At 36.8% G+C, this 23,146-nt stretch carries 19 protein-coding genes; 12 read left to right on the plus strand and 7 right to left on the minus strand.

The genetic code is table 11. The features are described 5' to 3' along the window. Positions 1–160: 160 nt before the first annotated feature. The 3 genes from GQR59_RS06710 to GQR59_RS06720 all read right to left on the minus strand — a co-directional run bounded on the left by GQR59_RS06710 (position 161) and on the right by GQR59_RS06720 (position 3,824). Positions 161–727: a hypothetical protein gene (locus GQR59_RS06710; RefSeq protein WP_160061228.1), complete on the minus strand. Its 567-nt coding sequence runs from the start codon at positions 725–727 to the stop codon at positions 161–163. Between the two features lie 289 nt (positions 728–1,016). Further along, complete coding sequence (locus GQR59_RS06715) at positions 1,017–2,570, minus strand: alanine/glycine:cation symporter family protein (protein WP_160061229.1); 1,554 nt, start codon at positions 2,568–2,570, stop codon at positions 1,017–1,019. A gap of 663 nt (positions 2,571–3,233) precedes the next feature. Then, positions 3,234–3,824, minus strand: a complete 591-nt coding sequence (locus GQR59_RS06720; RefSeq protein WP_160061230.1) for a TrmH family RNA methyltransferase — start codon at positions 3,822–3,824, stop codon at positions 3,234–3,236. Positions 3,825–4,230: 406 nt separating this feature from the next. On the opposite strand from GQR59_RS06720, the gene GQR59_RS06725 reads away from it, so the two are divergent. Together GQR59_RS06725 and GQR59_RS06730 are read left to right on the plus strand one after the other, a co-directional pair. After that, a complete protein-coding gene (locus GQR59_RS06725; protein ID WP_160061231.1) occupies positions 4,231–4,470 on the plus strand; it encodes a DUF1272 domain-containing protein in 240 nt (79 codons plus the stop codon). Between the two features lie 221 nt (positions 4,471–4,691). After that, entirely contained in the window at positions 4,692–5,102 is a 411-nt protein-coding gene (locus GQR59_RS06730) for a hypothetical protein (RefSeq protein WP_160061232.1), read from the plus strand. A gap of 134 nt (positions 5,103–5,236) precedes the next feature. Here the strand turns inward: GQR59_RS06730 and GQR59_RS06735 are convergent, their stop codons facing one another. The 3 genes from GQR59_RS06735 to GQR59_RS06745 form a co-directional block, all read right to left on the minus strand. Next, entirely contained in the window at positions 5,237–6,532 is a 1,296-nt protein-coding gene (locus GQR59_RS06735; protein WP_160061233.1) for an MFS transporter, read from the minus strand. A gap of 778 nt (positions 6,533–7,310) precedes the next feature. Next, entirely contained in the window at positions 7,311–7,892 is a 582-nt protein-coding gene (locus tag GQR59_RS06740) for an acyl-CoA thioesterase (RefSeq protein WP_201288030.1), read from the minus strand. A 734-nt stretch (positions 7,893–8,626) separates the two neighbouring features. Then, a complete protein-coding gene (locus tag GQR59_RS06745; protein WP_160061234.1) occupies positions 8,627–9,403 on the minus strand; it encodes a haloacid dehalogenase type II in 777 nt (258 codons plus the stop codon). Positions 9,404–9,858: 455 nt separating this feature from the next. On the opposite strand from GQR59_RS06745, the gene GQR59_RS06750 reads away from it, so the two are divergent. The 7 genes from GQR59_RS06750 to GQR59_RS06780 all read left to right on the plus strand — a co-directional run bounded on the left by GQR59_RS06750 (position 9,859) and on the right by GQR59_RS06780 (position 17,173). Then, complete coding sequence (locus GQR59_RS06750) at positions 9,859–10,062, plus strand: DUF1656 domain-containing protein (protein WP_160061235.1); 204 nt, start codon at positions 9,859–9,861, stop codon at positions 10,060–10,062. Between the two features lie 6 nt (positions 10,063–10,068). Further along, complete coding sequence (locus GQR59_RS06755; RefSeq protein WP_160061236.1) at positions 10,069–10,929, plus strand: efflux RND transporter periplasmic adaptor subunit; 861 nt, start codon at positions 10,069–10,071, stop codon at positions 10,927–10,929. Between the two features lie 10 nt (positions 10,930–10,939). Next, positions 10,940–12,973, plus strand: a complete 2,034-nt coding sequence (locus tag GQR59_RS06760; protein ID WP_160061237.1) for an FUSC family protein — start codon at positions 10,940–10,942, stop codon at positions 12,971–12,973. Between the two features lie 449 nt (positions 12,974–13,422). Then, a complete protein-coding gene (gene potA, locus GQR59_RS06765) occupies positions 13,423–14,529 on the plus strand; it encodes a spermidine/putrescine ABC transporter ATP-binding protein PotA (RefSeq protein WP_160061238.1) in 1,107 nt (368 codons plus the stop codon). Continuing rightward, the gene (gene potB / locus GQR59_RS06770) at positions 14,513–15,385 is read left to right on the plus strand and encodes a spermidine/putrescine ABC transporter permease PotB (RefSeq protein WP_160061239.1); all 873 of its coding nucleotides are present in this window, start codon (positions 14,513–14,515) and stop codon (positions 15,383–15,385) included. The genes potA and potB overlap by 17 nt, the downstream gene beginning before the upstream one ends. Continuing rightward, positions 15,369–16,142 carry a spermidine/putrescine ABC transporter permease PotC gene (gene potC / locus GQR59_RS06775; protein WP_160061240.1) on the plus strand — a complete coding sequence of 258 codons (774 nt, stop codon included), beginning with the start codon at positions 15,369–15,371 and terminating at the stop codon, positions 16,140–16,142. Before potB ends, potC begins: the two co-directional genes overlap by 17 nt. Further along, positions 16,142–17,173 carry an ABC transporter substrate-binding protein gene (locus GQR59_RS06780; RefSeq protein ID WP_160061241.1) on the plus strand — a complete coding sequence of 344 codons (1,032 nt, stop codon included), beginning with the start codon at positions 16,142–16,144 and terminating at the stop codon, positions 17,171–17,173. Before potC ends, GQR59_RS06780 begins: the two co-directional genes overlap by 1 nt. 306 nt (positions 17,174–17,479) lie before the next feature. Here the strand turns inward: GQR59_RS06780 and GQR59_RS06785 are convergent, their stop codons facing one another. Then, positions 17,480–18,430 carry an AEC family transporter gene (locus tag GQR59_RS06785; RefSeq protein WP_160061242.1) on the minus strand — a complete coding sequence of 317 codons (951 nt, stop codon included), beginning with the start codon at positions 18,428–18,430 and terminating at the stop codon, positions 17,480–17,482. A 597-nt stretch (positions 18,431–19,027) separates the two neighbouring features. Between GQR59_RS06785 and GQR59_RS06790 the strand changes: the two genes are divergently transcribed. The 3 genes from GQR59_RS06790 to GQR59_RS06800 are packed head-to-tail and all read left to right on the plus strand — an operon-like array spanning position 19,028 to position 23,121. After that, the gene (locus GQR59_RS06790) at positions 19,028–20,329 is read left to right on the plus strand and encodes a cytochrome c (RefSeq protein ID WP_160061243.1); all 1,302 of its coding nucleotides are present in this window, start codon (positions 19,028–19,030) and stop codon (positions 20,327–20,329) included. A gap of 18 nt (positions 20,330–20,347) precedes the next feature. Beyond that, on the plus strand, positions 20,348–20,821 hold the full coding sequence (locus tag GQR59_RS06795; protein WP_160061244.1) for a (2Fe-2S)-binding protein: 474 nt from the start codon (positions 20,348–20,350) through the stop codon (positions 20,819–20,821). After that, positions 20,818–23,121, plus strand: a complete 2,304-nt coding sequence (locus GQR59_RS06800; protein WP_160061245.1) for a xanthine dehydrogenase family protein molybdopterin-binding subunit — start codon at positions 20,818–20,820, stop codon at positions 23,119–23,121. Before GQR59_RS06795 ends, GQR59_RS06800 begins: the two co-directional genes overlap by 4 nt. Positions 23,122–23,146: the final 25 nt, after the last annotated feature.

Raw genomic sequence — 23,146 nt, forward strand, 5'->3', positions numbered from 1 at the left:
TGATAATTGATAGAATTAATTAGAAATTTTATTAATTTAATTCTCTACGTTTTGGGGAATAAAATTAGTTTTTATTACTGTGCTAACTACAGTACAAAAAATGTCTCATTATTACTTAAATATTTAAATTTAAATTACCTTTTAGTTTATCTTATTGAGCCTAGAGAATAATTTCTCTACAACAATCATTCACTTCAACCTCTAAGAAATCTCCTAATAAATGTGCATCTTGAAAAATTTGTTGTTGATTATTATGATTCAAAATATTGATTCTTCGTCCATGCTCAGTTAATAAATTAAGCTCATAACAATAATAGTTTGGGGCATGTTTAGATTGAATAATCTTATTGTTAATTTGCAAAGAAGTAATGTGTTTTAATTTTACGTCTCTATCTCTATGGTTATCAAAAAGACCCGATGTTTTATTGAAGCTAGCTCGTTTTAAAAAAGGTTGGATTAAGGATAAACCAAAAGTTGCAATGGCAATACCAAAACCACCTACAAAAATAACAAGATCATACTTGGTTGTGATGATTAATAGGTAAGTGGCGAGGAACAATAAAAAGCTACCGACTACAATATATACCATGCAGAATAACATCGCGGTAATTGTTGGTTTTAAGTGGGCTAAATCTTCAGCAACAATCACTGTATGGGATAAAAAATTAGGACCATCCTTGAGTAAAGGGCGGTTTAAATCAATCGTTAGTTTGGCTGTATTTTGCATATTAATCCTTTTCTGCCTATTTCTCTCATTACAGAGCGCTTTATTAACCATGTTCCGTATGGTTTGTTTTTTAGGCTGACGTCATATTTTAAAAAACATGAGTATAGGATGTTATGTGTACAAATAACACATACAAAGTAGAAAATAATGTATAAAAAAAGGCTATCGCATTTTACTGCGATAGCCTTAGAGGTAGTTAAATATTCATTTTAAAACATGTTGGTATTCGCATGTTTAATGAACCTATTGTTAATGTTGAATATTAACAATCATAACCCTATTTAGATTTTTATTTAGAATGCTTTTCGTAGGTTTTTATTTCGCCTGATTTAACACGTGCGATGAAAGACTGTAGCTCTTTCTTCACTACTGGCATTAAGAAATATAAACCAATGATATTGAAAATAGACATTGCAAAGATAGCTGCATCAGAGAAGTCGATAACAGCACCAAATTGAATAGTGGCACCGATAACAACAAATACACAGAATATTAATTTAAATACTAATTCTTTACCTTTACCTTCACCGAATAGGTAAGTCCATGCTTTTAGACCGTAGTAAGACCAAGAGATCATCGTTGAAAATGCAAACATAACGACTGCTAATGCTAGTAAGTATTTAAACACGCCAGCTGTTTCTGTAAATGAAGCTGCAGTTAGTGTTACACCTGTTAAACCGCTACCATCGTATGGTGCAACGTTTAAACCAGCAATAGTAATAACTAATGCCGTCATTGTACAAATGACAACCGTATCAATAAATGGTTCTAGTAGTGATACTAAACCTTCAGTGATTGGCTCTTTCGTTTTTACTGCTGAGTGAGCAATGGCTGCCGAACCAACACCTGCTTCATTGGAGAAAGTTGCACGTTTTAAACCTTGAATTAACGCACCAACAAAGCCACCAACAACACCAGCACCTGTGAATGCACCTTCGAAGATAGCAGCAAATGCAGGACCAACTTGGCTGATATTAGCCACAATAACGATGACGGCCATACCAACATACAAAGCAGCCATCCAAGGAACCACTTTTTCTGTTACTGAAGCAATTGAAGGCATACCACCCACAATCACAGAGAATACTAATGCTGCTAAAACTACACCAGTGATGATGCCGTATTCACTTGGTACATCAAAAGCGTAAGTTAACATTGCGTGTGCTTGGTTGGCTTGGAACATGTTACCGCCACCTAATGCACCTAAAATACACATTAATGCAAAACCGATTGCTAATGCTTTACCTAGACCACCTAAACCTTTTTCGCTTAAACCTTGGCTTAAATAATACATTGGACCACCAGAAACAACGCCTGATGGTAAAATTGTTCTGTATTTAACACCTAAAGTACATTCACAAAATTTAGATGCCATACCTAATAAACCACATAAAATCATCCAGAATGTTGCACCTGGACCACCAATCGCAAGAGCTGCACCCACACCAGCAATATTACCTAGTCCAACCGTTCCTGAAAGCGCCGTTGTTAATGCTTGGAAATGAGAGACTTCACCTTCATGTTTAGAGTTGGGATCAGTGTATTTACCTTTAACAATATCAATCGCCATGCCTGCGCGCCTGAACTGAATAAAGCCAAAGTAAATAGTAAAGATAAGTGCTGCTAATAATAACCAACCTACGATAAGGGGAAAGTTAGCTTCACCAATCGGTACACTTTTAAAAATTAAAGCAACAAACCATCCCGTATAGTCATTAAAAAAACCATCGACAGATTCACTAAATGCTCCAATAGACTGGCCAAAAGAACTCGCTTCTTCCGCAAAAGCGCTGGTACTAAAGGCTAATAAAAAGACAGACAAAATTTCTCGTATATTTCTCATATTTACTTCCTTGTAGGTTATTTGATTTTAAACAAGTTGTTTCTTGCATAAATAGTATAGGTATTTTTCTTTGGTTTCATTAACTGAATTTAGAGGTTTTTTTCTGCGATGGGAGTTTATTATGCTAAATATATTCTATGAGTAGAGTAAAGCACTGTTTCTTTTGTATTGAGAGGTTTAACTAACCTATATTGTGTTGATATTAAGAGGTTTTAGCTGAAACAAGCAGATGTAAATGAGTTCCACCTAATTTAGTTTTAAAATGGTTTTAATTATATAAGCAATCTCAATTTCGGATAAGAAAAATTAACATTATCTTATAATATTTTTATTTTAACCTGTTGATACTAAATGACATTATCGATCCATTATCCAGAGGTCAGGTTAGGACGCAGTAAAGTTTAGTAGTAAGGAGCCATAAACAAACTTAAAATAATTACATTGCAGTTTCATTAATGTCGCTAGGTTTTGACTAATTTTGTATCCGTTTCCAAGTGAAATAGGGAAGTTTTGTAATTTATAGCCAGTGTATGTGTTTGTTAAACATGGCCATTGCGGCTGTATTATTGATGTAGCTATTATTAACATTGAACTACTTTATAGGTAACTGTTCTTTAATAGGATATGTTAAAACTGACCCTTAATCAGATTACTATCTTTGGTTTACTGCTTTCTGATTTGATTGGCACATTCAGCTAATACAATAGCACCTGCGGTTGATACATTAAGTGAGTTGCCCATGCCAAACATAGGAATATGGATATGTTGGTGGCTTAATTTTAATGCTGCTTCACTTACACCTTTACGTTCATTACCTAATACTAAAACTGTATTGAGTGGATACTTAACTTCGCTGTAATCAACGGAACCATGGCATAGTTCAACACTATAAATAGTATAGCTTTCATCTAATAATGTTTTTAAGGTTGCTGTTGTAGTATCTCTGTATTCAACTGTTACCCATTTTGCTTCATTTCGAGATGCTTTTTTCATTTTTTTATCTGAAATACTCAAAGCACCTGCACCACATATAATCACTTTTTCGATAGCAAAGGCATCAGCTAAGCGAATAAAAGCACCAATGTTATAGCTGTTAGTGACATTATCTAATACAACTATTAAGGGTGTTTTGGGTTTGTCTAGGTATTCGTTTCTTGTTGGCTTACTTTGTCTAAGGTCTTCTTTACTCATTTGTATTTTTGAATTGTTTATTTCGTTTTTGCTACTTTTATTTATTATTGTTTTTTCTGTCATTTTTAACTCTTGTGGTTTTAGCAGCATTTAGTCTTTATTTTTAAGTGAATTAAACAATACTGTAAATATAGCAGTAAGCTATTTGCAATGATTAATGTGGCGTTATTATCACTTATGTAGCAGTACGTGTCGATGTTGGTAGGTAAATTATTACAAAAAAATGAAATGAGTAGATAAAGTATTTGTTGGGGAGGAAGGAGGTAAGATAATGATATGTTGCTCTTGAATCAAATATGAAATTTTATAATAAGTTATTTTGCTGAACTTTTAAGTTAAAGTGATCTTATGATAGGTCTTTGATGTATAAGTTATCTTGTAATAAACACAGAATCGTTATTTGTTTGCTATAACATTAATGTTATCTACTTTAGCACTTTTTATATGTTTATTTAGAATGGAGCTTTAAATGTTAATACTAAGACCTAATTGTGAATGCTGTGATAAAAATTTACCTCCAGAATCTGTTGAAGCTTTCATTTGTACTTTTGAATGTACATTCTGTTTTAATTGTGCGGAAACAATATTAGACTTTATTTGTCCTAATTGTTCAGGAAATTTGGTTCAACGCCCAATTCGTCCTGTAGCGGCTTTAAAAAATAACCCAGCATCAGCTAAGCGTGTATTAAAGGCCCATAGTTGTGCGTAAAGGCTATGTGGTGTGAGTTTTCTAGATTTTATGAGGCTTGGGAACATAATAAAATAGAGATAAACATAGAAAATACTATCCAGCTATGACTTGTGTCTACGTAGCTTTGAGCCACATACTTTTTAAAGATGAAACTTTTATCCATATTACTTGAGGAAGTCGTTCAGCTTAATTACGTTAACTTGCCGCACGATAATATTTTATAATCTAAGGGAAATATAATGAACATTAAAGTTAAAAAATCTATTGCTATACCATTGGCTCTCGCCCTGACTATTCAGCTTTCAGGCTGTGGTACTATTTTGAAACCAGAAAGAAAAGGCCAAAGCTCAGGCCAGCTTGATGTAGGGATTGTGGCATTAAATGCTATCGGTTTATTGTTCTTTCTTGTGCCTGGAGTGATTGCCTTTGCAGTTGATTTTAATAATGGCACTATCTATTTACCTGGTGGCTCAGCTTCTATTAATGAGAGTGATGTAAATATTGTGTACATCGATGGTGAAGTAACGAATGAAAAAATAGAGACGGCTATTTTAGAACAAACAGGTGATGTTGTTAGTTTGAACGATAGTAATGTTCAATCAAGTGACAATATGGGAAGTGATTTTAAAAATGAAGTTAGGTTTTTATAACGTCTTATCTACCGTCACATAATGGTTATGTCAGATAGATTTTAAAGCTGTGATTAATACGATTATTATCACTTCATTTTGAACTTTCTCTTCAAATTAAATGGCTATCACTAAATGTGATAACCATTTAATCTTTATTTTTCATTTTCATTTTCATTTTCATTTTCATTTTCATCGATAGCATCAACTTCTGTTCGAGGATCCATTTCATAAGCGGCAGGGCCTGCCATATCAGTGACGGTACGAAACTCTTCTTTTTCCTCTAATGTTGATGGTGGAATGTGACTGCGTCGTCTAAATAAAACGATGATAAAAAAGATAATTAGCGATCCGCTAGTAAATGCATAAAGGCCGTCTGGCCCCATAAACTTCATTGCGAGTGATGCGAGTGGTGCTCCAATTGCTGATGATAATCCTAGTGTGATTAGCATAGCACTGCTTATTTCTACAAAATCATCGGATGTCGCGTTATCGTTTGCGTGAGCTAAACATATCGCGTACAACGTCATGCAGCTTCCTCCCCAGAAAAAAGCAGAAATGAAAGCCGGCCAACCTGCAAAAACAGTTATAAAATGAGGTAAATAAACAAATGATAATGAAACCGCAGAGCCTACTAAAGCTGCATACATAAGTACTGTTCTTCTATCAAACCTATCGGATAGTTTTCCTAATGGTAGCTGAAAGCAGGCACCTCCAAGTACAGTCGCAGATAAAAACAAGCCCAACTGGCTACTATCAAAGTTATTATCCTTTGCGTAGATTGGGGCTAGAGACCAAAAAGCACCTGTCACTAAACCTGCGACGACTGCACCAATAAGTGCTATATGTGAATGTTGCCAAACCTTGAACATATTCAATTTTACTCGGTGCACTACGGCAGGGGCTGCAGAACGTGTAAGAGAAACGGGGATGATAGCAATCGATATTAAAATGGCAGCTAGGCTAAATAACATGACATCTTCTACCGTTCCCCCTAAGTTAAATAATTGTTGTCCACACATCACCATGATTAAATTGAGGGTTGTATAAATAGAAAGTATTGAACCTCGGTTTTGTGCGTTGGCATTACCATTTAACCAACTTTCAATGATCATATACAGACCTGAAATAACGATGCCTATAATGAATCGAAGTAACATCCAACTATAAAATTCAGGTAATAAAGGGAAAATTAAGATCACGACAGAGTAGGATGTCGCTAACACCGCAAAACTACGGATGTGTCCAACCCTTTTTAGCATATAAGGTGTCGCTAAACACCCTGATACAAATCCTAGGAAATAGGCTGAGCCCGTTAATGCAACTTGAGTATCGGAAAAGCCAACTTCACTCGCTGCAATAGGAAGTAATGTTAATAACAAGCCGTGTCCAAGTAATAAAAACGCATTAGACATGAGTAATGATGAGATAGGGATTAGTGCACGTAACATATAACTCCAATAGGATTGGCTATAATGCAGTGTTTTTATTTTTCACTTACATTATGGCGATACCAAGATTATTTGTATGTGATTGTATTTTTCTTGTTCTTAGTCAGAATGAGCAATTTATTATTAAATTTAATAAAGGTTTTTGTAGAAAAGCACAGAATATATTCTTTAATGAAAGAACTATGCCAACATAATTAAAGTTTTTTATTCTTTTAAATCATAAGCTTATTTTAATTGGGTGTAATGATGTTAATTTTTTAGCACCAAGTTGGTTTGTACTTTCTCAATACGCACTTTTTTGTACAAAGCGGTAAAGTAATAAAACGATTAACAATACTGATTAGAAATGGATTTAAAAGTAACCAAAATAACTTTATTTTTTCGCTTTGAATGCGAGCTAAAGTTGCTAGACCCATCACCGTTCAAGTGCTTTGTTCAGTCGTCAGCTTGTACTCCAAATCAACGCGTAACATGATAACAATAGCTAGTCCTTTTAGAAGATTACAGCAGAGTTGATTTTCAGTTAACGACCCAGAGCTGTGGAGCAAATATCTTTGTTCTTAGAAAGTATTGATTTCACCCGTTAGATCTTTCTCTTTCTGCTTAGTGCCTGTTGACTTCATTGTTTTCTGAATGTTTCACTTTGAATGGTAACGGTTATATATCAAAAGGTTAAATCTTTAGCTGATGTGAACTTGAGTGAATGCTCAACCGCCGCTTTAACCTTTTTAATTTCTTTTATCAGTTTTTTAAATCATTGTACGATGCTTTATTTTGCCTAAGCACTTTGTACTGTTTGTGGTTGTTTACTTTGCGCTCTGTTCTTCGCCTCTTTTCTTTCTTCTGAACGTTTTTCTTTACGTTTTAAGGCGGCTGCAAAACGCTCTCTTTCTCTATCTGTTTCGCAAATGATTTGTGGAATATGACGAGGTTTCCCTTCTGGATCAAGAGATACAAAGGTGAGGTATGCAGATGCAGTATGTCGAACTTCACCTGTTAATACTGCTTCAGCTTCAATTCGAGCACCAATTTCCATTGATGTTGAACCAACATAATTGACACTGGTTTTTATTCTTAGAATATCACCAACATAAACAGGAGAGTGGAAATCTAAACGGTCAAGAGATACTGTAACCGCATTCCCACCAGTATGACGCATACCAACCATACACGCAGTATTGTCGACTAATTTCATTATTGAACCACCATGAACATTGCCGGCGATGTTAGCGTCGACATCCATCATTTGTTGAACAACCGTGATGGTACTGAATGCAATTGTTTTTGGTTCCATATTGTCTTCGATATAAGCGTCAGTAGGTCTAACTTGTTTTCTATCGATGATTTTTACAGCTTTCATTGTTTCTCCAGATTAAGGTCGGTATTGAGAATTTGTCTGACACGACAAAAAATGTCACCATTTAGGATCTGCGTCACATTTTTTGATTTTCAGACTAGTATAAATATTTTTCAGTATAATTGTTAATTATTTGTTATTAATTTTCTTTATATTTTGAAAAGAAATGTTAATGAATGTGAATATTGAATAATTTATTAGATAAAATTGAGGTTACAGGTAGCGAAAAGAGGCTATATACCCGTTGCTAATCAAGAGGCATTATTCAGTCGCTAACTCGGACGCCAGACAAGGCGTTGATGACAATGGCTAGTTCTTATCGAATGTTACAACGCGGTATTGATTCTCGAGTTGGCGAACCGCAGGGCAAGTCATGAGGCAACCACTTTTGTTCTTGTCATAGCAAGGAAATAAAGTCTCGATTTAACCCCTTAGATCTTTACCTTTATGCCTAGAATTTGTTTACTTCACGATTTGCTGATTTTTGCATCTTGTTTAGTGACGGGTATAGATAGTAGTGAGAATAGGCAGGTGTTTATTTTGATCGAGTGAAGCTTAATCATGGATATTTGTATCAGTAATTAAGAGCGTTTTATAGAGTGGTGAGGTTAATAATAGAAGGGGTGGTTTATATAAGAAAAGAACACCGAAACCCTAATAACAGGTTAAGGTGTTCACATAATGCTAAATCAATTTTGACTTTTGAGCATTAGAATAAAGGTTAATTAGCTTAATACTTATTTAGCATTAGTCTCTAACTGGTTTGCTATCTCAATAAGGTCACTTCCAATCAGGTCTGGTTTTGCTACAAGCGGGTAAAGTGCTTTACCAGGACGCATGATAAATGCTGTTTTCCAGCCTGCTTTATCTGCACCAGCTAAATCCCATGGATGTGCAGCGATTAACATTGCATCTTCAGGTGCGACATTCATTTCTTTTTGTGCCCATTCATACACTTTCAAATCAGGTTTAAATGTTTTTAAGTTTTGAACCGTTAATGAACCATCAAAATATTGTGCTAGGTTTGAGTTTTTAAGTTGAGCTGCAATACCTGCATCAGATGAATTAGTTAGCGTAATCATGGTATATCCCATTGCACGTAGCTTTTTCAAACCTTCAACAACATCTTTATGTGGTGCTAAATCTCTAAATGGAGTTAGTACTGCTGTGCGTGCTTCTTCTGGTGTTAGTTTTATATTTTTTTGGTTTGCAATCATTTCTAATGATGCGATACCGATTTCAGCAAAACTATTATATTCGCCTGTTACATTACCTACTAATGAGTAATGTAGCATAGTAGTAAACCAATAAGGGACTAAGTCATCTCGACCACCTAATGCTTTAGACACTGATTTACCTACATTGCCTAAGTCTAGGAGTGTTTCATTAACATCAAAGAAAATGACCTTTGGTTTTAGTTGTTCATTTGAGTCTGAATCTTGAGAATGTGCAGTAGTGGTCATTAAGCTCATTGACACTAATAAACCAATCATAAGAGTTTTAAAACGAATCATTATAAATAATACCTGTAAAGTTAAATTGTAAAGATTATAAATAAAGCCTATAAACGACGTTATAGCGCTTAAATAAACGAAAAACGGCCTGAAACTTGAAAAGAGAAATAGGCCGTTCTGTTATAGACCTTTGAATATCACTTTTAATTTCAATTTATTTTTATTTTTATAAAAATAAATTACTTGAGCATGGTTGTTGCTAATAAAAAGACTGCTAGTGTTGAGGTTGTTGTGAGTTCGTATTATTAAACAAACGGTCAGGGGCTTTAAAAAGAAGCTATTTATTAGTAAGCTTGTTTACAGTTGTTGAGAGAAAACAATGTCATCTAAATGAAACTCTACTATTGTTCTTTTCCACTACTAAATGATTAACTATCTCGATTATCTAATGAAAAAATATTTGTGTATTTATTTTACGATAAGCTTTTGTTAACAAATTAAATAATAGGATATTTATGCTTCAAGCTGTGGTTTTAGGTGGGATGACGTTTAGTCCTTTGGTTATTTATATTCCGATCACTTTTATCTTATCTGCATTAACTCGTTTTATTTTACACCGTCTAGATTGGCATGATCGAATTTGGAAAGTTGCATGGTTTGAAGTATCACTTTTTGTCTGTTATTTCGCCTTAATTGTCTATTTATTAAGTGGAAGATAAATGCTTATGAAAAAATATTTACGTATTACTTTTACCATTGCTGTCGTGTTTGCTGCGGTCTTTGCCGGGCGTTGGGTTTGGACTGATTACATGCATACGCCTTGGACTCGTGATGGACGGATTAGAGCTGAAATTGTGACCGTTTCGGCAGACGTTTCAGGCTGGGTGACCACTTTAAATGTGAAAGATGGTCAAGACGTTAAGAAAGGACAATTACTTTTTAGTGTGGATAATAAACGTTATCAAGCTGCTTTAGGAAAAGCCAAAGCGAATACGGAAAGTGCGTTATTAACCTGGGAATTAGCTAAACATAAATACAATCGCCGTGTTGAATTAAAGAGTCAAAAAGCAATCAGTGAAGAAGATTTAGAGTTAACCCGTATCAATAGAAATATTGCAAATGCAAATTATGACCTTGCTAAAACAGAGCAGGATTTAGCGCAGTTAAATGTTGATAGAACTGAGGTTGTTGCGCCTGTGTCGGGTCAAATAATTAATTTGAATTTACGTCAAGGTAATTATATAGGACAAGGAGTCTCAGTTTTTGCCATTGTAAAATCTAATTCTTTTTATGTAACCGGTTATTTTGAAGAGACTAAAATTCCACTGATTTATGAAAATCAACAAGCCAAAATTGCATTGCTGAGTGGAGGCAAGCAACTCACCGGACATGTAGTTAGTGTCGGTAAAGCCATTGCAAATACTAATACACAAAGTAATAGTCAATTGTTACCACAGGTTCAACAAACGTTTAACTGGGTACGTCTATCTCAGCGTATTCCCGTTGATATTCAATTAGATGCATTACCGAAAGATAGTCAGCTCAGCGCAGGTATGACAGCCACAATACACCTCTCTACAAAATAAGGAGAATATTTTGGGGGTCGTTTTACGTAATTTATTTTCTCCTAAAAAACAGGCCGTTATTTTTGCGATAAAAGGCGTGCTTGCTATGGCCATGGCGTTGACTATTGCAATGGCGCTTAATCTAGAACGGCCATACTGGGCTTTAGTCTCTGCTATTTTTTTACAATTACGTCCTGAGAGTGGGTTGGTGATTGAAAAAGCGATTTGCCAAATAATAGGAACCATTGTTGGAGGCCTATTTGGCATCTTATTATTAAGCCTGTTGATGCCATACCCTTATTTAGCATTAGGAACATTAGCCATTTGGTTAGGGTTAAATTCAGCATTATCAGCCATGGTGAGACAAGCCAATTTCGTTTATGCCTTTGCAATGGCAGCTGTGACGGCCGCAATTGTTGTGCTTTTAGTCATGGTCGATCCCACTTCTGTTAGTAGCCAAAGCATATTTGATGTAGCTCAAGCTCGTATGAGTGAGATCATTATCGGATCTATTTGTGCTGGCCTTGTTAGTCATTTATTTTGGCCTGTAAAAGTAAAGCATTCACTACAAATCCAATCAAGAGCGGTCATAAATCAAACCTTAGATTATCTAGTGGCAGAGTTAGACGCCAAAGGCACACATGAAAAGCGTCATACACAAATTGATAATGTAATGGCGACGTTAGGTGTTATAAATGATGACTCTAGCGCGGTACGCTACGAAGGACCAAAAGGGCCTGGGCGTTCACGAGCGGCAAACCAATTAGCACAAAAAGTATTATCTTTATTAGCCTTAATTCAAATTTTTGGTCGTTTACAACGTAATCATTCAGAACTAATTACCTCTGATTTAGAGCAACTATTTAATAGACTTAAAGAAGTGCTGGCCAGCATTGCTGCTTCTGATAACTATGAGTTTTGTGCTGAAAAGATTAAAGTCTTTCGTAAAGAGCTAACGGAATGGCGAGTAAATAATACATTTGAAGCGCCATTTGAATCCCATATGTTTAATGTTGGTTTAGATATTGCGGTAGACATAACTATTTTATTACGTGCCTATAAAGCATTAGAAGAACGAGATAAAACCTTGTTGAATGCGCCGAGTATGCTGACTTATCGAGACCCTTTAGCGGGTGTTATTGTTGGTTTTAGAACGTTATTAGTATTTGTTATTGGAGCATGTATTTGGATAAGTACAGGCTCATCTGCAGCGTTGATGGTCATGATTTTACCCGTCATATTTTCTATTATGCTAGCGCGTATACCTTTAGCTATTTTACGAGTAGTTATTAAGCGTTTATTAATGGGCGTCGTGGTGGCCTCTTTTGTCACTATTTTCTTCGCCCTAAATTTACTGTCGCAAAGTGGCGGACAGCTTGAAATATTATTACTGATATTAGCGGGACCTTACTTTTTAGGGTTGTTGTTACTTGCTGATCGTGAAACATTGCCTTATGGCTTAGGGTTTTGTGTGCCATTTTCAATTTTAGTGAGACCCAGTAGCGATATGAGCTTAGCATTTTCAATCGATTATACATTAAGTGCTGCTATGGCTATTTTTGCAGGTGTCAGTATTTTATTTTGGATTTTTCACTTGTTTACCGGGCCTAGTGTTCAGTTATTAGTGAGTCGTGTTTTTAAAGCGACTCATAAAGACTTATTAGAGATTGATAATCAGAAAATGCCTGCAATTTGGTATAACCGTCGAATGTCGGATAGATTACTAAGGTTAATTAATTACGATCAGGGTTCCCATTCTCGTGCTATTACCGATCTCGCATTAACCGGACTTAATTTAGGTCATGCAACGGTTCGAGTACAATCAATATGTGAAAATTTAGCGGGTAAAAACTTAAAGCATTTAAAGAAATGGCAATATAAATTGGCTGATGCATTTTTATTAGCGAGTAAAGGCAAGTGCGATGAAGAATTTAAACAAGCTTCTGATTTATTATATCAAGAGTTAATTTCTGAAGTAGGCGATTCTGCTCAAGTAGAAGCGATTCAAGGGATGTTTATTCGTATTAACCTGACCTTAAAAAGAAGTGCAAGTAAGATAAATTAGTTCAATGAGTTTTATAAAGGTTAGAAATAAGCGAGTAATTACACATGAGCTTCGATCATTAAATATAAGTTAACCAGTTAATTTAACTATAATTTTTTCATTTCATAATTCATTTTAATTGCAAATACAGTTCTTGTATTACGCCTTAATTTCTTCCATTTTTAGTGATAAATAAATACCAATAAATAACTTGTTAATTGGTTGAATTATTTCGTTGTGCTTGGAGAATTTCTATGTACAATCGGCAAAAAATAGAAGGGGTTAATTTTTTGAAATATTTTGGCCGTTTTTTAATTCATAAAACCACAATATATTTCACTTAATACCTAAGTCTAGTGGCTCTACAGAGTTTTCACTTTATCCTATCTATTGTTTTAACCTTTCTTAAACCCTAGCAAGTTTAAGCTTATTTTAACTGCCATTATGGCTCGACTTTTGGAATATTGAATGTGACTGAGTGCCAACCTCTTTTACAACTGTATGGGGTCAGTAAAACGTTTACCGATAACACGGTATTGGACGCTTTAGACCTTACTATTTACGACGGTGAATTTCTTACTTTGTTAGGCCCTTCAGGCTGCGGTAAAACCACTGTATTACGTATTATTGCCGGTTTTGAACAACAAGACCAAGGACAAGTGCTGTTGGATGATAAAGATATATCTATCCTTAAGGCCGAACATCGCCCAGTGAATACGGTATTCCAAAGTTATGCGTTATTTCCTCATATGAGTGTTTATGACAATATCGCTTTTGGCTTGAAAATGCATAAAGTAGCAAAAGAAGAGATCAATGAACGTGTACTTGAAGCACTTCGAATGGTGCGTTTAGATAGCTTTGCACAACGTAAACCACATCAATTGTCTGGCGGACAGCAACAACGTGTTGCTATTGCGCGTGCAGTGGTTAATCGCCCTCGTTTATTATTGTTGGATGAATCTTTAAGTGCGCTTGATTATAAATTGCGCCAAGAGATGCAAATTGAGTTAAAAAGATTACAGCGCCAACTTAACATTACGTTTGTGTATGTAACGCATGACCAAGAAGAAGCGTTGTCGATGTCAGATCGTATCGTGGTACTTAATAAAGGTAAAGTGCAGCAAATTGGAACACCTCGAGAGATTTATGAAACGCCAGTGAATCTTTTTGTGGCACGTTTTATTGGTGAAATAAACCAATTTGATGGTCATGTTGTGCGTCGAATTGATGATAAGCATGTTGAAGTGACTGCAGAAGGCGCTGACTGGATAGTACAAACTGATTATCCTTTTGCCGTTAATGACAAAGTACATGTATTACTGCGTCCTGAAGATGTTCGCTTAACAAAGCCTGAATTAGCTGAAAATACAGTGCATATAGAAGGGCATATTCACGAGTGTAATTATAAAGGCAAAACGTTAGATTCTTATATTCGTTTATCAACGGGGACAAACGTGATTGCGAGTGAGTTTTTTGACGAAGACGACCCTGATTTTGATTACCGTTTAGGTCAAAAAGTCGCATTACAATGGATAACCGGTTGGGAAGTGGTATTGCCATATGAACAAACAATTTAATCAGTTTCGTTTTTGGGCTATTGGTCTAGCAACAAGCTGGCTAGCGCTGTTCGTTTTAGTGCCGAGCTTAATGGTTTTAGTCACAAGCTTTTTAACGCGTGATGCTGATTTTTTAATACAGTATCAATTTAGTTTAGAGGGCTGGAAAAGTGTGCTTGATCCGAGCTTTATTTCATTGTTATGGGACTCTGTTTTCATGGCAATGATGACGGCTGCTATTTGTTTGAGTATTGCTTACCCTTTTTCAATCTGCCTAATGGGCTTACCACAACGCTGGCGTAGTATTATTTTATTCCTGTTAATTGTGCCTTTTTGGACCAATTCACTGGTACGTATTTATGCGATTCAATTTATGTTGGGTAAAAAAGGGTTAATTAACCAAGGGCTAGAGTTTGTTGGCTTAATTGATAAACCGTTAGATTTATTATACAGCCAGTTTGCTGTGATTTTTGGACTGAGTTATATCTTGCTGCCATTTATGATTTTGCCTATCTATTCCTCTATGGAAAAGTTGGATTTTAAATTATTAGATGCTGCAAAAGATTTGGGGGCGAATGCCACTGAGCGCTTATTACGCATTACTTTACCGTTAACACTGCCTGGTATTATTGCCGGTTGTTTGATGGTTATTTTACCTGCGATGGGGATGTTTTTTGTGGCTGATTTATTAGGCGGCTCTAAGCATGCATTGTTGGGGAATGTTATTAAGAATCAGTTTATTCAAACTCGTGACTGGCCATTCGGCGCTGCACTGAGCATATTAATGATCGCATTGTTGTCATTTATGCTTTGGCTTTATTACCGTGCGACTAAAATGTCGAATCGCGCTGGAGGCATTAATGACTCGAATTTTTAAATTAGGTTTTATCGGTTTAGTGCTTTTATATGTATATACACCGATTTTAATCTTAGTGACGAACTCTTTTAATGCTTCTCGTTATGGTTATAAATGGGATGGTTTTACCTTTAAATGGTATGAAAAATTATTTGAGAATGACTCTTTAATGGAAGCAGGGTGGCATACATTACAAGTCGGTCTTACTAGCGCAACAGCGGCTACGGTAATTGGTACATTAGCAGCAGTGGCACTACAGCGTTACCGTTTTTATGGTAAAGGTGCAGTCTCATCACTGGTGTTCGTGAGTATGTTAACGCCTGATATTGTGATGGCTATTGCGTTGCTCATTTTATTTATCACTTTGGGTATTGAGCTTGGTTATATGTCGTTATTAATTGCGCATATTACTTTTTGTTTGCCTTTTGTGATTATCAGTGTGTTTTCACGCTTAAAAGGAATGGATATGTCGGTGACTGAAGCTGCACGTGATTTGGGCGCTAATGAGTGGAACGTGTTTAGTAAAATTATTTTTCCGATGATCTTGCCGGCTATTGCTTCTGGCTGGTTGTTAAGTTTTACCTTATCAATAGATGATGTAATTGTAAGTTCCTTTGTGACGGGGCCTGGCTATGAAATATTACCGCTAAAAGTATATTCCATGGTGCGTGTTGGTGTGTCACCAGAGGTAAATGCTATCTCTACCTTGCTCTTTTTGGGCTCGGTATTATTAATTGTAATATCACAACTACTACTACGTAAAAAAGGAAGTTTGTAATGAAGAAATGGTTAACCCTAACAGCAATGATGCTGATCAGTTTTTCATCAGTTGCACAAGAAAAGGTCGTATTATACAACTGGGCAGATTACATTCCAGACTCTGTATTACGCTCATTTACTAAGGAAACAGGTATTAAAGTTGAAGTTGCTACGTTCGATAGTAATGAAACGATGTTTGCTAAGTTACAATTAGTTAATGGTAAAGGCTATGATTTAGCGATACCGACTACGTTTTTTATTGAACGTATGAAACGTGCGGATCTGATACAGCCTATTGATAAATCTAAGTTAAAGAACTTTAAAAACCTAGAACCGTCATTACTGAATCAGGCTTACGATCCTAACAATAAATATAGTATTCCGTATCTTTGGGGGAGTACTGCGATTGCCGTTAATACGGATGAGATGGATGCGTCATCTATTACGTCGTGGAAAGATCTTTGGAAACCAGAATTTAAAGATCAAATTCTGTTATTAGATGATGTTCGAGATATCTTTTTAATGGCATTAAAAGCAAAAGGCTTTGAAAATAACACAACTAACGAAGACGAAATTCGTCAAGCTTATGAAGCATTAGTTGAACTATTACCTAATGTGAAATTGTTCTTGTCTGACTCGCCAAAGGGGCCACTTATTCAAGGTAATGTCCCAATGGGCGTTATGTGGAATGGCGAAACGTATATGGCACAACTTGAGTTAGGTACCGTTGAGTATGTGTACCCAAGTGAAGGTGTTACGCTTTGGGTGGATAGCTTTGTGATTCCAAAAGGTGCGGAGAACGTTGAAAATGCTCATAAGTTTATCGATTATGTTTTACGTGCAGATATTGGGAAAATTATTTTAGAGGGGGTAGGGAATTCAACACCTAACAGAGCAACTATTTCATTATTAAGTGAAGAGATGCGTAACAATCCAATGGTTGTTCCACCTGCAGAAGTGATTGAAAAAGGTTCTTTTCATAGGGATTTAGGTGAAGTGAATGCTATTTATGAAAAGTATTGGCAAATGCTAAAGCAAGCTAAATCATAATGATGGTTTAAGTTAAGTGCTTTGCTATCCTGATAGATAGCTTTAAACTCTATTTAAAACCGCTCATACCAGAGCGGTTTTTTATTGCGTTTTATTGATGGATTGATACTTATTTTTAGTCTTTATTAGCGTTTTAAATGAGTTAAGTAACAGGGTATTAGGAAGTTGTTCTGTAAATAAAAGGGCAGATATTATCTACCCAATTTATTTAACTAATTTATCTAAATTTAGGGGGTCACCTCCTACCCAATACCCATGATCAACATTCCTTAATGATGGTGAAATAACCTGTTTTTATAAGATTTATTACATCAACTGCAACCAATATAATAATGACACTCCAAGGCTACAAGTCACTAATGAACCAATCGTTGTCATAGCAATAATATTTGCTGCTAGTGCTGCACTGTGACCCATTGCTCTCGCCATCACATAACTTGCTGCTGCTGTTGGCGCGGCAGACATGAAGAAAACTAACCCAAGTGTTTCACCGGTATAACCTAAAAAGTATGCGCCACCAGTGATGAATATTGGCCCGATAACAATTTTTAATATAGTAGAAAAACGGCAATTAAGGCTATTATCTTTCAAAGATTTAATACTCAAACTTCCGCCAGTGCATAACAGGGCTACAGGCAATGTCATATCAGAAAAGTATTGGCCTGTATTAATGACGATATCAGGTACTGGAATAGTTAATACAAAGAAGATTAATCCTAAAATAATACTGATAATCAGTGGGTTTTTAAGAATAGATTTCATTAAGCCGATCAGCATTTTTGGATTAAAGCCTTCTTCCTTAGGCGATAATATAATCACTGATAAAATATTATAAAGTACGGTATGCGCAGCAACATAAACGGCTGCTAGTCCTAGACTCGCTTCACCATAAACATTGGCCATATAGGCCAAGCCAATAATGGCGGTATTACTTCGAAATGCACCTTGAATAACGACACCATGATGGTGTTTGTCTTTTATCCAATATTGAGTGACTAAGATACATAACATAAAGAATAGGAAGTTGGCGATTAAGCCATAAGCGATCAGGTCAAAGTCTATGACTGCTTCATGATCCATTTTAACAATGCCTAGAAAAAGTAAAGCTGGCAGGGTCACCTTAAATACCAACTTCGAACCTACTTCAATAAAAGCATCATTAATCGTATTCGTTTTTCTTAAAAACCACCCTAAAAAAAGTAATAGGCAAATCGGTCCTACAATGGAAAACGAAAACTGTAATGATTCAAAAAACATGAAATATCTCATTTATTAATGATTATAAAAGGGCGTAAGTTGCTGTTGCTAGGTTATATATAATGTTAAGCACGATTAGAACAATACGGTTAAGTTTTTCATTTTGCATGAATTACTCAGTTCTTTATATAAAAAAGTGAATCAATTTTAAGCTAAAAGGTTTTTAGAGGGATAATGGCGATAGAGTTGTGTACTTTAGGAAGGAGCGCATGTTGAATCTTTTAAAAACGAACAAGGTTATTGTTGCCATAAAATTGAATGATTAACTCTGTAGATTGACCTTGCTGACTTAGCTTTTTTATAGCACTGGTAACACTTTAGTGAACAACGGGTTTCCTCTGTTTGTGCATTGCTTAAATGATTAACTAAAATTGTTTATTTTAAGTACGTTATAAAAAATTATGTTACTTGTTCGGTCACAGATGATTGACTAAGGTTGCTTTCACATTTTATTAACATTAAAATTGGGTAGGCTTATAGGCTTTATTTTTTCATCTTATGATTCATCATTAATATTACCTATACTGCAAAGCCAAACAGGGAATGTTGGACAGCAATTCCCTACCCCCCGAAATTTTTAAAATAAGGCTATTTAATATGCTAAAACGTATTGTTTATGGCGTATCTGGCGCAGTTATTGTTGGACTTGGTTTATTCAGTTTTTATGCTTGGAATTCCTCAATTGATCCCATTGCACCTCCAGTTAACGCAGACTACCCCCCACAAGTTATCGAACAAGGTAAAATACTTGCTGCTGCAGGTTATTGCAGTACTTGTCATACCACTCCTGATGGAGAGGCTTATGCAGGTAACTATGAAATGCACACTGAATTTGGCACTATTTACTCAAGTAACATTACGCCAGATGTTGAAACAGGTATTGGTAGTTGGTCTGAAGCTGCCTTTAATCGTGCTATGCGCACTGGTGTAAGTCGTGATGGACATCATTTATTACCTGCATTTCCTTATGAACATTTTAACAAAATGAGTGACGATGATATTGCTGCTATTTACGCTTATATCATGACGTCAATTCCTGCTGTTAACCAAGTTAAAAAAGAAAATGGTATTCCATTCCCGCTTAATATTCGTTGGTTGCAAGCTGGCTGGAAATTATTATTCGCGGATACACAGAGCTTCGAAATTAATGATAATAAATCTGAGCAGTGGAATCGTGGTGCTTATTTAGCTGAAGGCGTTGCCCATTGTGGTGCTTGTCATACCCCACGTAATGCATTAGGCGGTGAAAAATACGACCAAATGTATCAAGGAGCTGCAATTGATGGTTGGATTGCACCATCATTAACGTCTACGAGTACCTCACCAATTCCTTGGCGAGCACAAGACTTTTATGAATATTTAACAACAGGTAACTCTCCATACCATGGCAGTGCAGCCGGCCCTATGGCGCCTGTTATGCATAAAGGTTTATCTGCCTTACCTAAGAGCGATATTGAAGCCATTAGTTACTATTTTGCAGATCATTCAGACGCAAAAGAAAGTGATGATCCTGCTGAAAATAGTCATTTGCAAACGGCAATTGCTGCGCAACATATACAAACCGATCTTCGTATTGATGAAGGTGCTCGCTTATATGCAACGGCTTGCCAAGCATGTCATTACAGTAGTGATGAATTAGTGAAAGGACGTCCATTACTGACGTTGGGTTCTGCAACTCACCTTGATCAACCAACTAACTTGGTTAACGTTATACTGGACGGTGTGCGTAACGATCAAGGTATAAGCGGTGTGGTTATGCCTGGATTCCGTGATGCACTTAGTGATCAAGATATATCTGCTATCGCCGCGTATTTACGACAAGCGACAGGTAAAAGTGCTTGGCCGGAATTACAACAAAAAGTAATTGAAATCCGTAACCAACCTCGATTCGAGCAATAATTCACAGGAGAAGTGACAATGGCAAAATTTATTTTAAACGGCGAGTCAATGACTGCCGATGTAGAAAGTGATACTCCTTTACTGTGGGTTATTCGTGATGAATTAGATATGACAGGGACTAAATTTGGTTGTGGTATTGGTACTTGCGGTGCTTGTACTGTGCATGTAGGTGGGCGTGCTACACGTTCATGTATTACGCCGGTATCGTCAGTTGAAGGTGCGGAAATTACGACGATTGAAGGGTTGTCAGAAAAAGACGATCATCCTTTGCAAATTTCCTGGAAAAACTTACAGGTGCCACAATGTGGTTACTGTCAGTCAGGACAAATTATGCAGGCGGCTGCATTGTTGAAAGACATTCCTAAACCAACGGATAAAGATATTGATGCAGTGATGGGCGGTAACTTATGCCGTTGTATGACTTACGTACGTATCCGCAGTGCGATTCATGAAGCAGCAAATGCAATTGAAATCAAAGGAGAGCAATCATGAGCAGATTACCTAAACGTAATTCACCGGGCATAACCCGTCGTGGTTTTTTAATTGGTATGACTGCAGTTGGTATTAGCTTTGGTTTCCCTCGTCATTTAATGGCAGCAATGGATCCTGCAAGTCCAGACGGCAAAGTGTTACCGAGCGAAGGTGACATTTATGAACCATCATTGTGGTATTCAATCGATACTGCCGGCAAGATTAAAGTCAATATTATGCGCTCAGAAATGGGGCAGCATGTGGGTACCGCGATCGCGCGTATTCTTGCTGATGAGTTAGAAGCGGATTGGGATGATGTTGAAATTATCCATGTTGATAGTGATCCTCGTTGGGGTTACATGGTTACTGGTGGTAGTTGGTCTATTTCACAAAGTTGGCCTGTTTATCGTCAAGCGGGTGCTGCGGGTCGTACTGCACTCATTGAAGCTGCGGCTAAAAAATGGGGCATTACAGCTAAAGAGTGTGAAGCGAAAAACGGTAAAATCATCTCAAGTAAAGGTGAGTTATCTTACGGCGAATTAGTAAGCTTAGGGTTAACACGCCAATTTACAGAAGAAGAATTAAAAACGCTGCCACTTAAACCAAATGAAGATCTTAAATTGGTTGGGCAACAAGTGACGTCGCTTGATGTTGCTAATAAAACCAATGGTAAAACCATATACGGTATCGACGCTAAAGTTGATGGTATGGTGTACGCAAACCCTATTTTACCACCCACTCGCTATGGTTCTAAAGTGGTAACATTTGATGATTCAGCGGCAAAAGCAGTCAAAGGTTATCAAAAAACCATCGTACTAGATGATGCAAGTGGCAGTGTACCTGGTTGGTTGATGGTCATTGCGAGTAGCTTTATTGCTGCACAAAAAGCATCTAAATTAGTTAAAGTAACTTGGGATGCGGGTGAAACCGCTAATGTATCTGAAGCTAATATTATAGATCATGGTAAAAAACTATTAGGCGACTCAAGCAAAGGTAGTATTTTAGATACGGGTAATACTAAAACTGAGCCTGTATTTGAGGGGGCTAGTAGCACGATTTCTCATGAATATATTACTAGTACGGTATTACATGCTCAGATGGAACCTTTGAATGCCTTGGTATTTAAAAATCCAGATGGCGTGTGGGAAGTGCATTCTGGTTGTCAGTGGCAATCACTTACGTTACCTGTACTTGCTACGGCATTGGGTGAAGATGCGGCTAATATTGTTATTCGTACTTATATGCTAGGTGGCGGTTTTGGTCGTCGATTAAATGGTGATTATACTATTCCTGCTGCGTTAACGTCTAAAGCATTAGGTGGCAAGCCGGTTAAAATGGTGTTAATGCGTCCACAAGATATGTTATTCGATAGTGCGCGTTCAGCTTCAGTTCAACAGCTTAAAATGGCTTTTGATGATAAGAAAGCAGTCACAGCGATGGAACATCATGCGACGGCAGGTTGGCCAACACAAGTATTAGCACCTGGTTTTATGCCTAAAGGTGTTAATGATGAACCTTATGACCCATTTGCTATCGCAGGTGCGGATCATTGGTATAGCGTTGGTGCACAAAAAGTTCGTGCCGTTTCTAACGATCTTGCTATGGCGACTTTTAGACCGGGTTGGTTACGTTCAGTAGGACCAGGTTGGACAGGGTGGGCTGTTGAAAGCTTTATGGATGAAGCCGCGCATCATGCCGGTAAAGATCCAGTACAATTCCGTCTTGATATGTTAATTGCAGAAGGTCGTAATGCAGGTACAACACCAGTGGCAGAAGGTGGTGCTGCACGTCAAGCTGTGGTATTGAAAAAAGCTGCGGAAATGATTGGTTGGGGCTCTGAGCAACCTGAAAACACTGGGCTTGGTATCGCCTCTACTTTTGGTCAAGAGCGTGATATGCCAACTTGGGTCTCTTGTGCAGTGCAAGTTCAAGTCAATAAAAGTAACGGACTTGTGGACGTGAAGAAATTGGTTGTTGCGATTGATGCAGGTATTATCGTGGATCCAAATGGTGCTGAAGCACAATGTCAGGGTGCTGCATTATGGGGATTATCAATGGCATTGTATGAAGGTACAGAGCTACGTGATGGACAGTATAAAGATACTAACTTTGATACTTATACGCCTTTACGTTTAGGTCAAACACCTGAAGTACACGTTGAGTTTATTGCCAGTAAAATGCCACCATCTGGATTAGGTGAGCCTGCTGTGACAGCGGTTGCACCTGCTATTGCTAATGCAATTTACCAAGCGGTGGGAGTGCGTTTACGTAAAATCCCAATGAAACCAAGTGAATTAAAAAGTGCTTTAGATAAAGCCTAGTTAATCTGATTGGTTTCCACATAAA

The sequence above is a fragment of the Psychromonas sp. L1A2 genome (assembly GCF_009828855.1).
GTDB lineage: Bacteria > Pseudomonadota > Gammaproteobacteria > Enterobacterales > Psychromonadaceae > Psychromonas.

Excerpts from the sequence above, each read along its gene's own strand:
- GQR59_RS06715 (WP_160061229.1), bottom strand. The coding sequence starts at position 2,570 with ATGAGAAATATACGAGAAATTTTGTCTGTCTTTTTATTAGCCTTTAGT.
- GQR59_RS06735 (WP_160061233.1), bottom strand. The coding sequence starts at position 6,532 with ATGTTACGTGCACTAATCCCTATCTCATCATTACTCATGTCTAATGCG.
- GQR59_RS06720 (WP_160061230.1), bottom strand. The coding sequence starts at position 3,824 with ATGACAGAAAAAACAATAATAAATAAAAGTAGCAAAAACGAAATAAAC.
- GQR59_RS06785 (WP_160061242.1), bottom strand. The coding sequence starts at position 18,430 with ATGTTTTTTGAATCATTACAGTTTTCGTTTTCCATTGTAGGACCGATT.
- GQR59_RS06725 (WP_160061231.1), top strand. The coding sequence starts at position 4,231 with ATGTTAATACTAAGACCTAATTGTGAATGCTGTGATAAAAATTTACCT.
- GQR59_RS06745 (WP_160061234.1), bottom strand. The coding sequence starts at position 9,403 with ATGATTCGTTTTAAAACTCTTATGATTGGTTTATTAGTGTCAATGAGC.
- GQR59_RS06790 (WP_160061243.1), top strand. The coding sequence starts at position 19,028 with ATGCTAAAACGTATTGTTTATGGCGTATCTGGCGCAGTTATTGTTGGA.
- GQR59_RS06730 (WP_160061232.1), top strand. The coding sequence starts at position 4,692 with ATGAACATTAAAGTTAAAAAATCTATTGCTATACCATTGGCTCTCGCC.
- GQR59_RS06755 (WP_160061236.1), top strand. The coding sequence starts at position 10,069 with ATGAAAAAATATTTACGTATTACTTTTACCATTGCTGTCGTGTTTGCT.
- GQR59_RS06780 (WP_160061241.1), top strand. The coding sequence starts at position 16,142 with ATGAAGAAATGGTTAACCCTAACAGCAATGATGCTGATCAGTTTTTCA.
- GQR59_RS06750 (WP_160061235.1), top strand. The coding sequence starts at position 9,859 with ATGCTTCAAGCTGTGGTTTTAGGTGGGATGACGTTTAGTCCTTTGGTT.
- GQR59_RS06710 (WP_160061228.1), bottom strand. The coding sequence starts at position 727 with ATGCAAAATACAGCCAAACTAACGATTGATTTAAACCGCCCTTTACTC.
- potC (WP_160061240.1), top strand. The coding sequence starts at position 15,369 with ATGACTCGAATTTTTAAATTAGGTTTTATCGGTTTAGTGCTTTTATAT.
- GQR59_RS06740 (WP_201288030.1), bottom strand. The coding sequence starts at position 7,892 with ATGAAAGCTGTAAAAATCATCGATAGAAAACAAGTTAGACCTACTGAC.
- GQR59_RS06800 (WP_160061245.1), top strand. The coding sequence starts at position 20,818 with ATGAGCAGATTACCTAAACGTAATTCACCGGGCATAACCCGTCGTGGT.
- GQR59_RS06795 (WP_160061244.1), top strand. The coding sequence starts at position 20,348 with ATGGCAAAATTTATTTTAAACGGCGAGTCAATGACTGCCGATGTAGAA.
- potB (WP_160061239.1), top strand. The coding sequence starts at position 14,513 with ATGAACAAACAATTTAATCAGTTTCGTTTTTGGGCTATTGGTCTAGCA.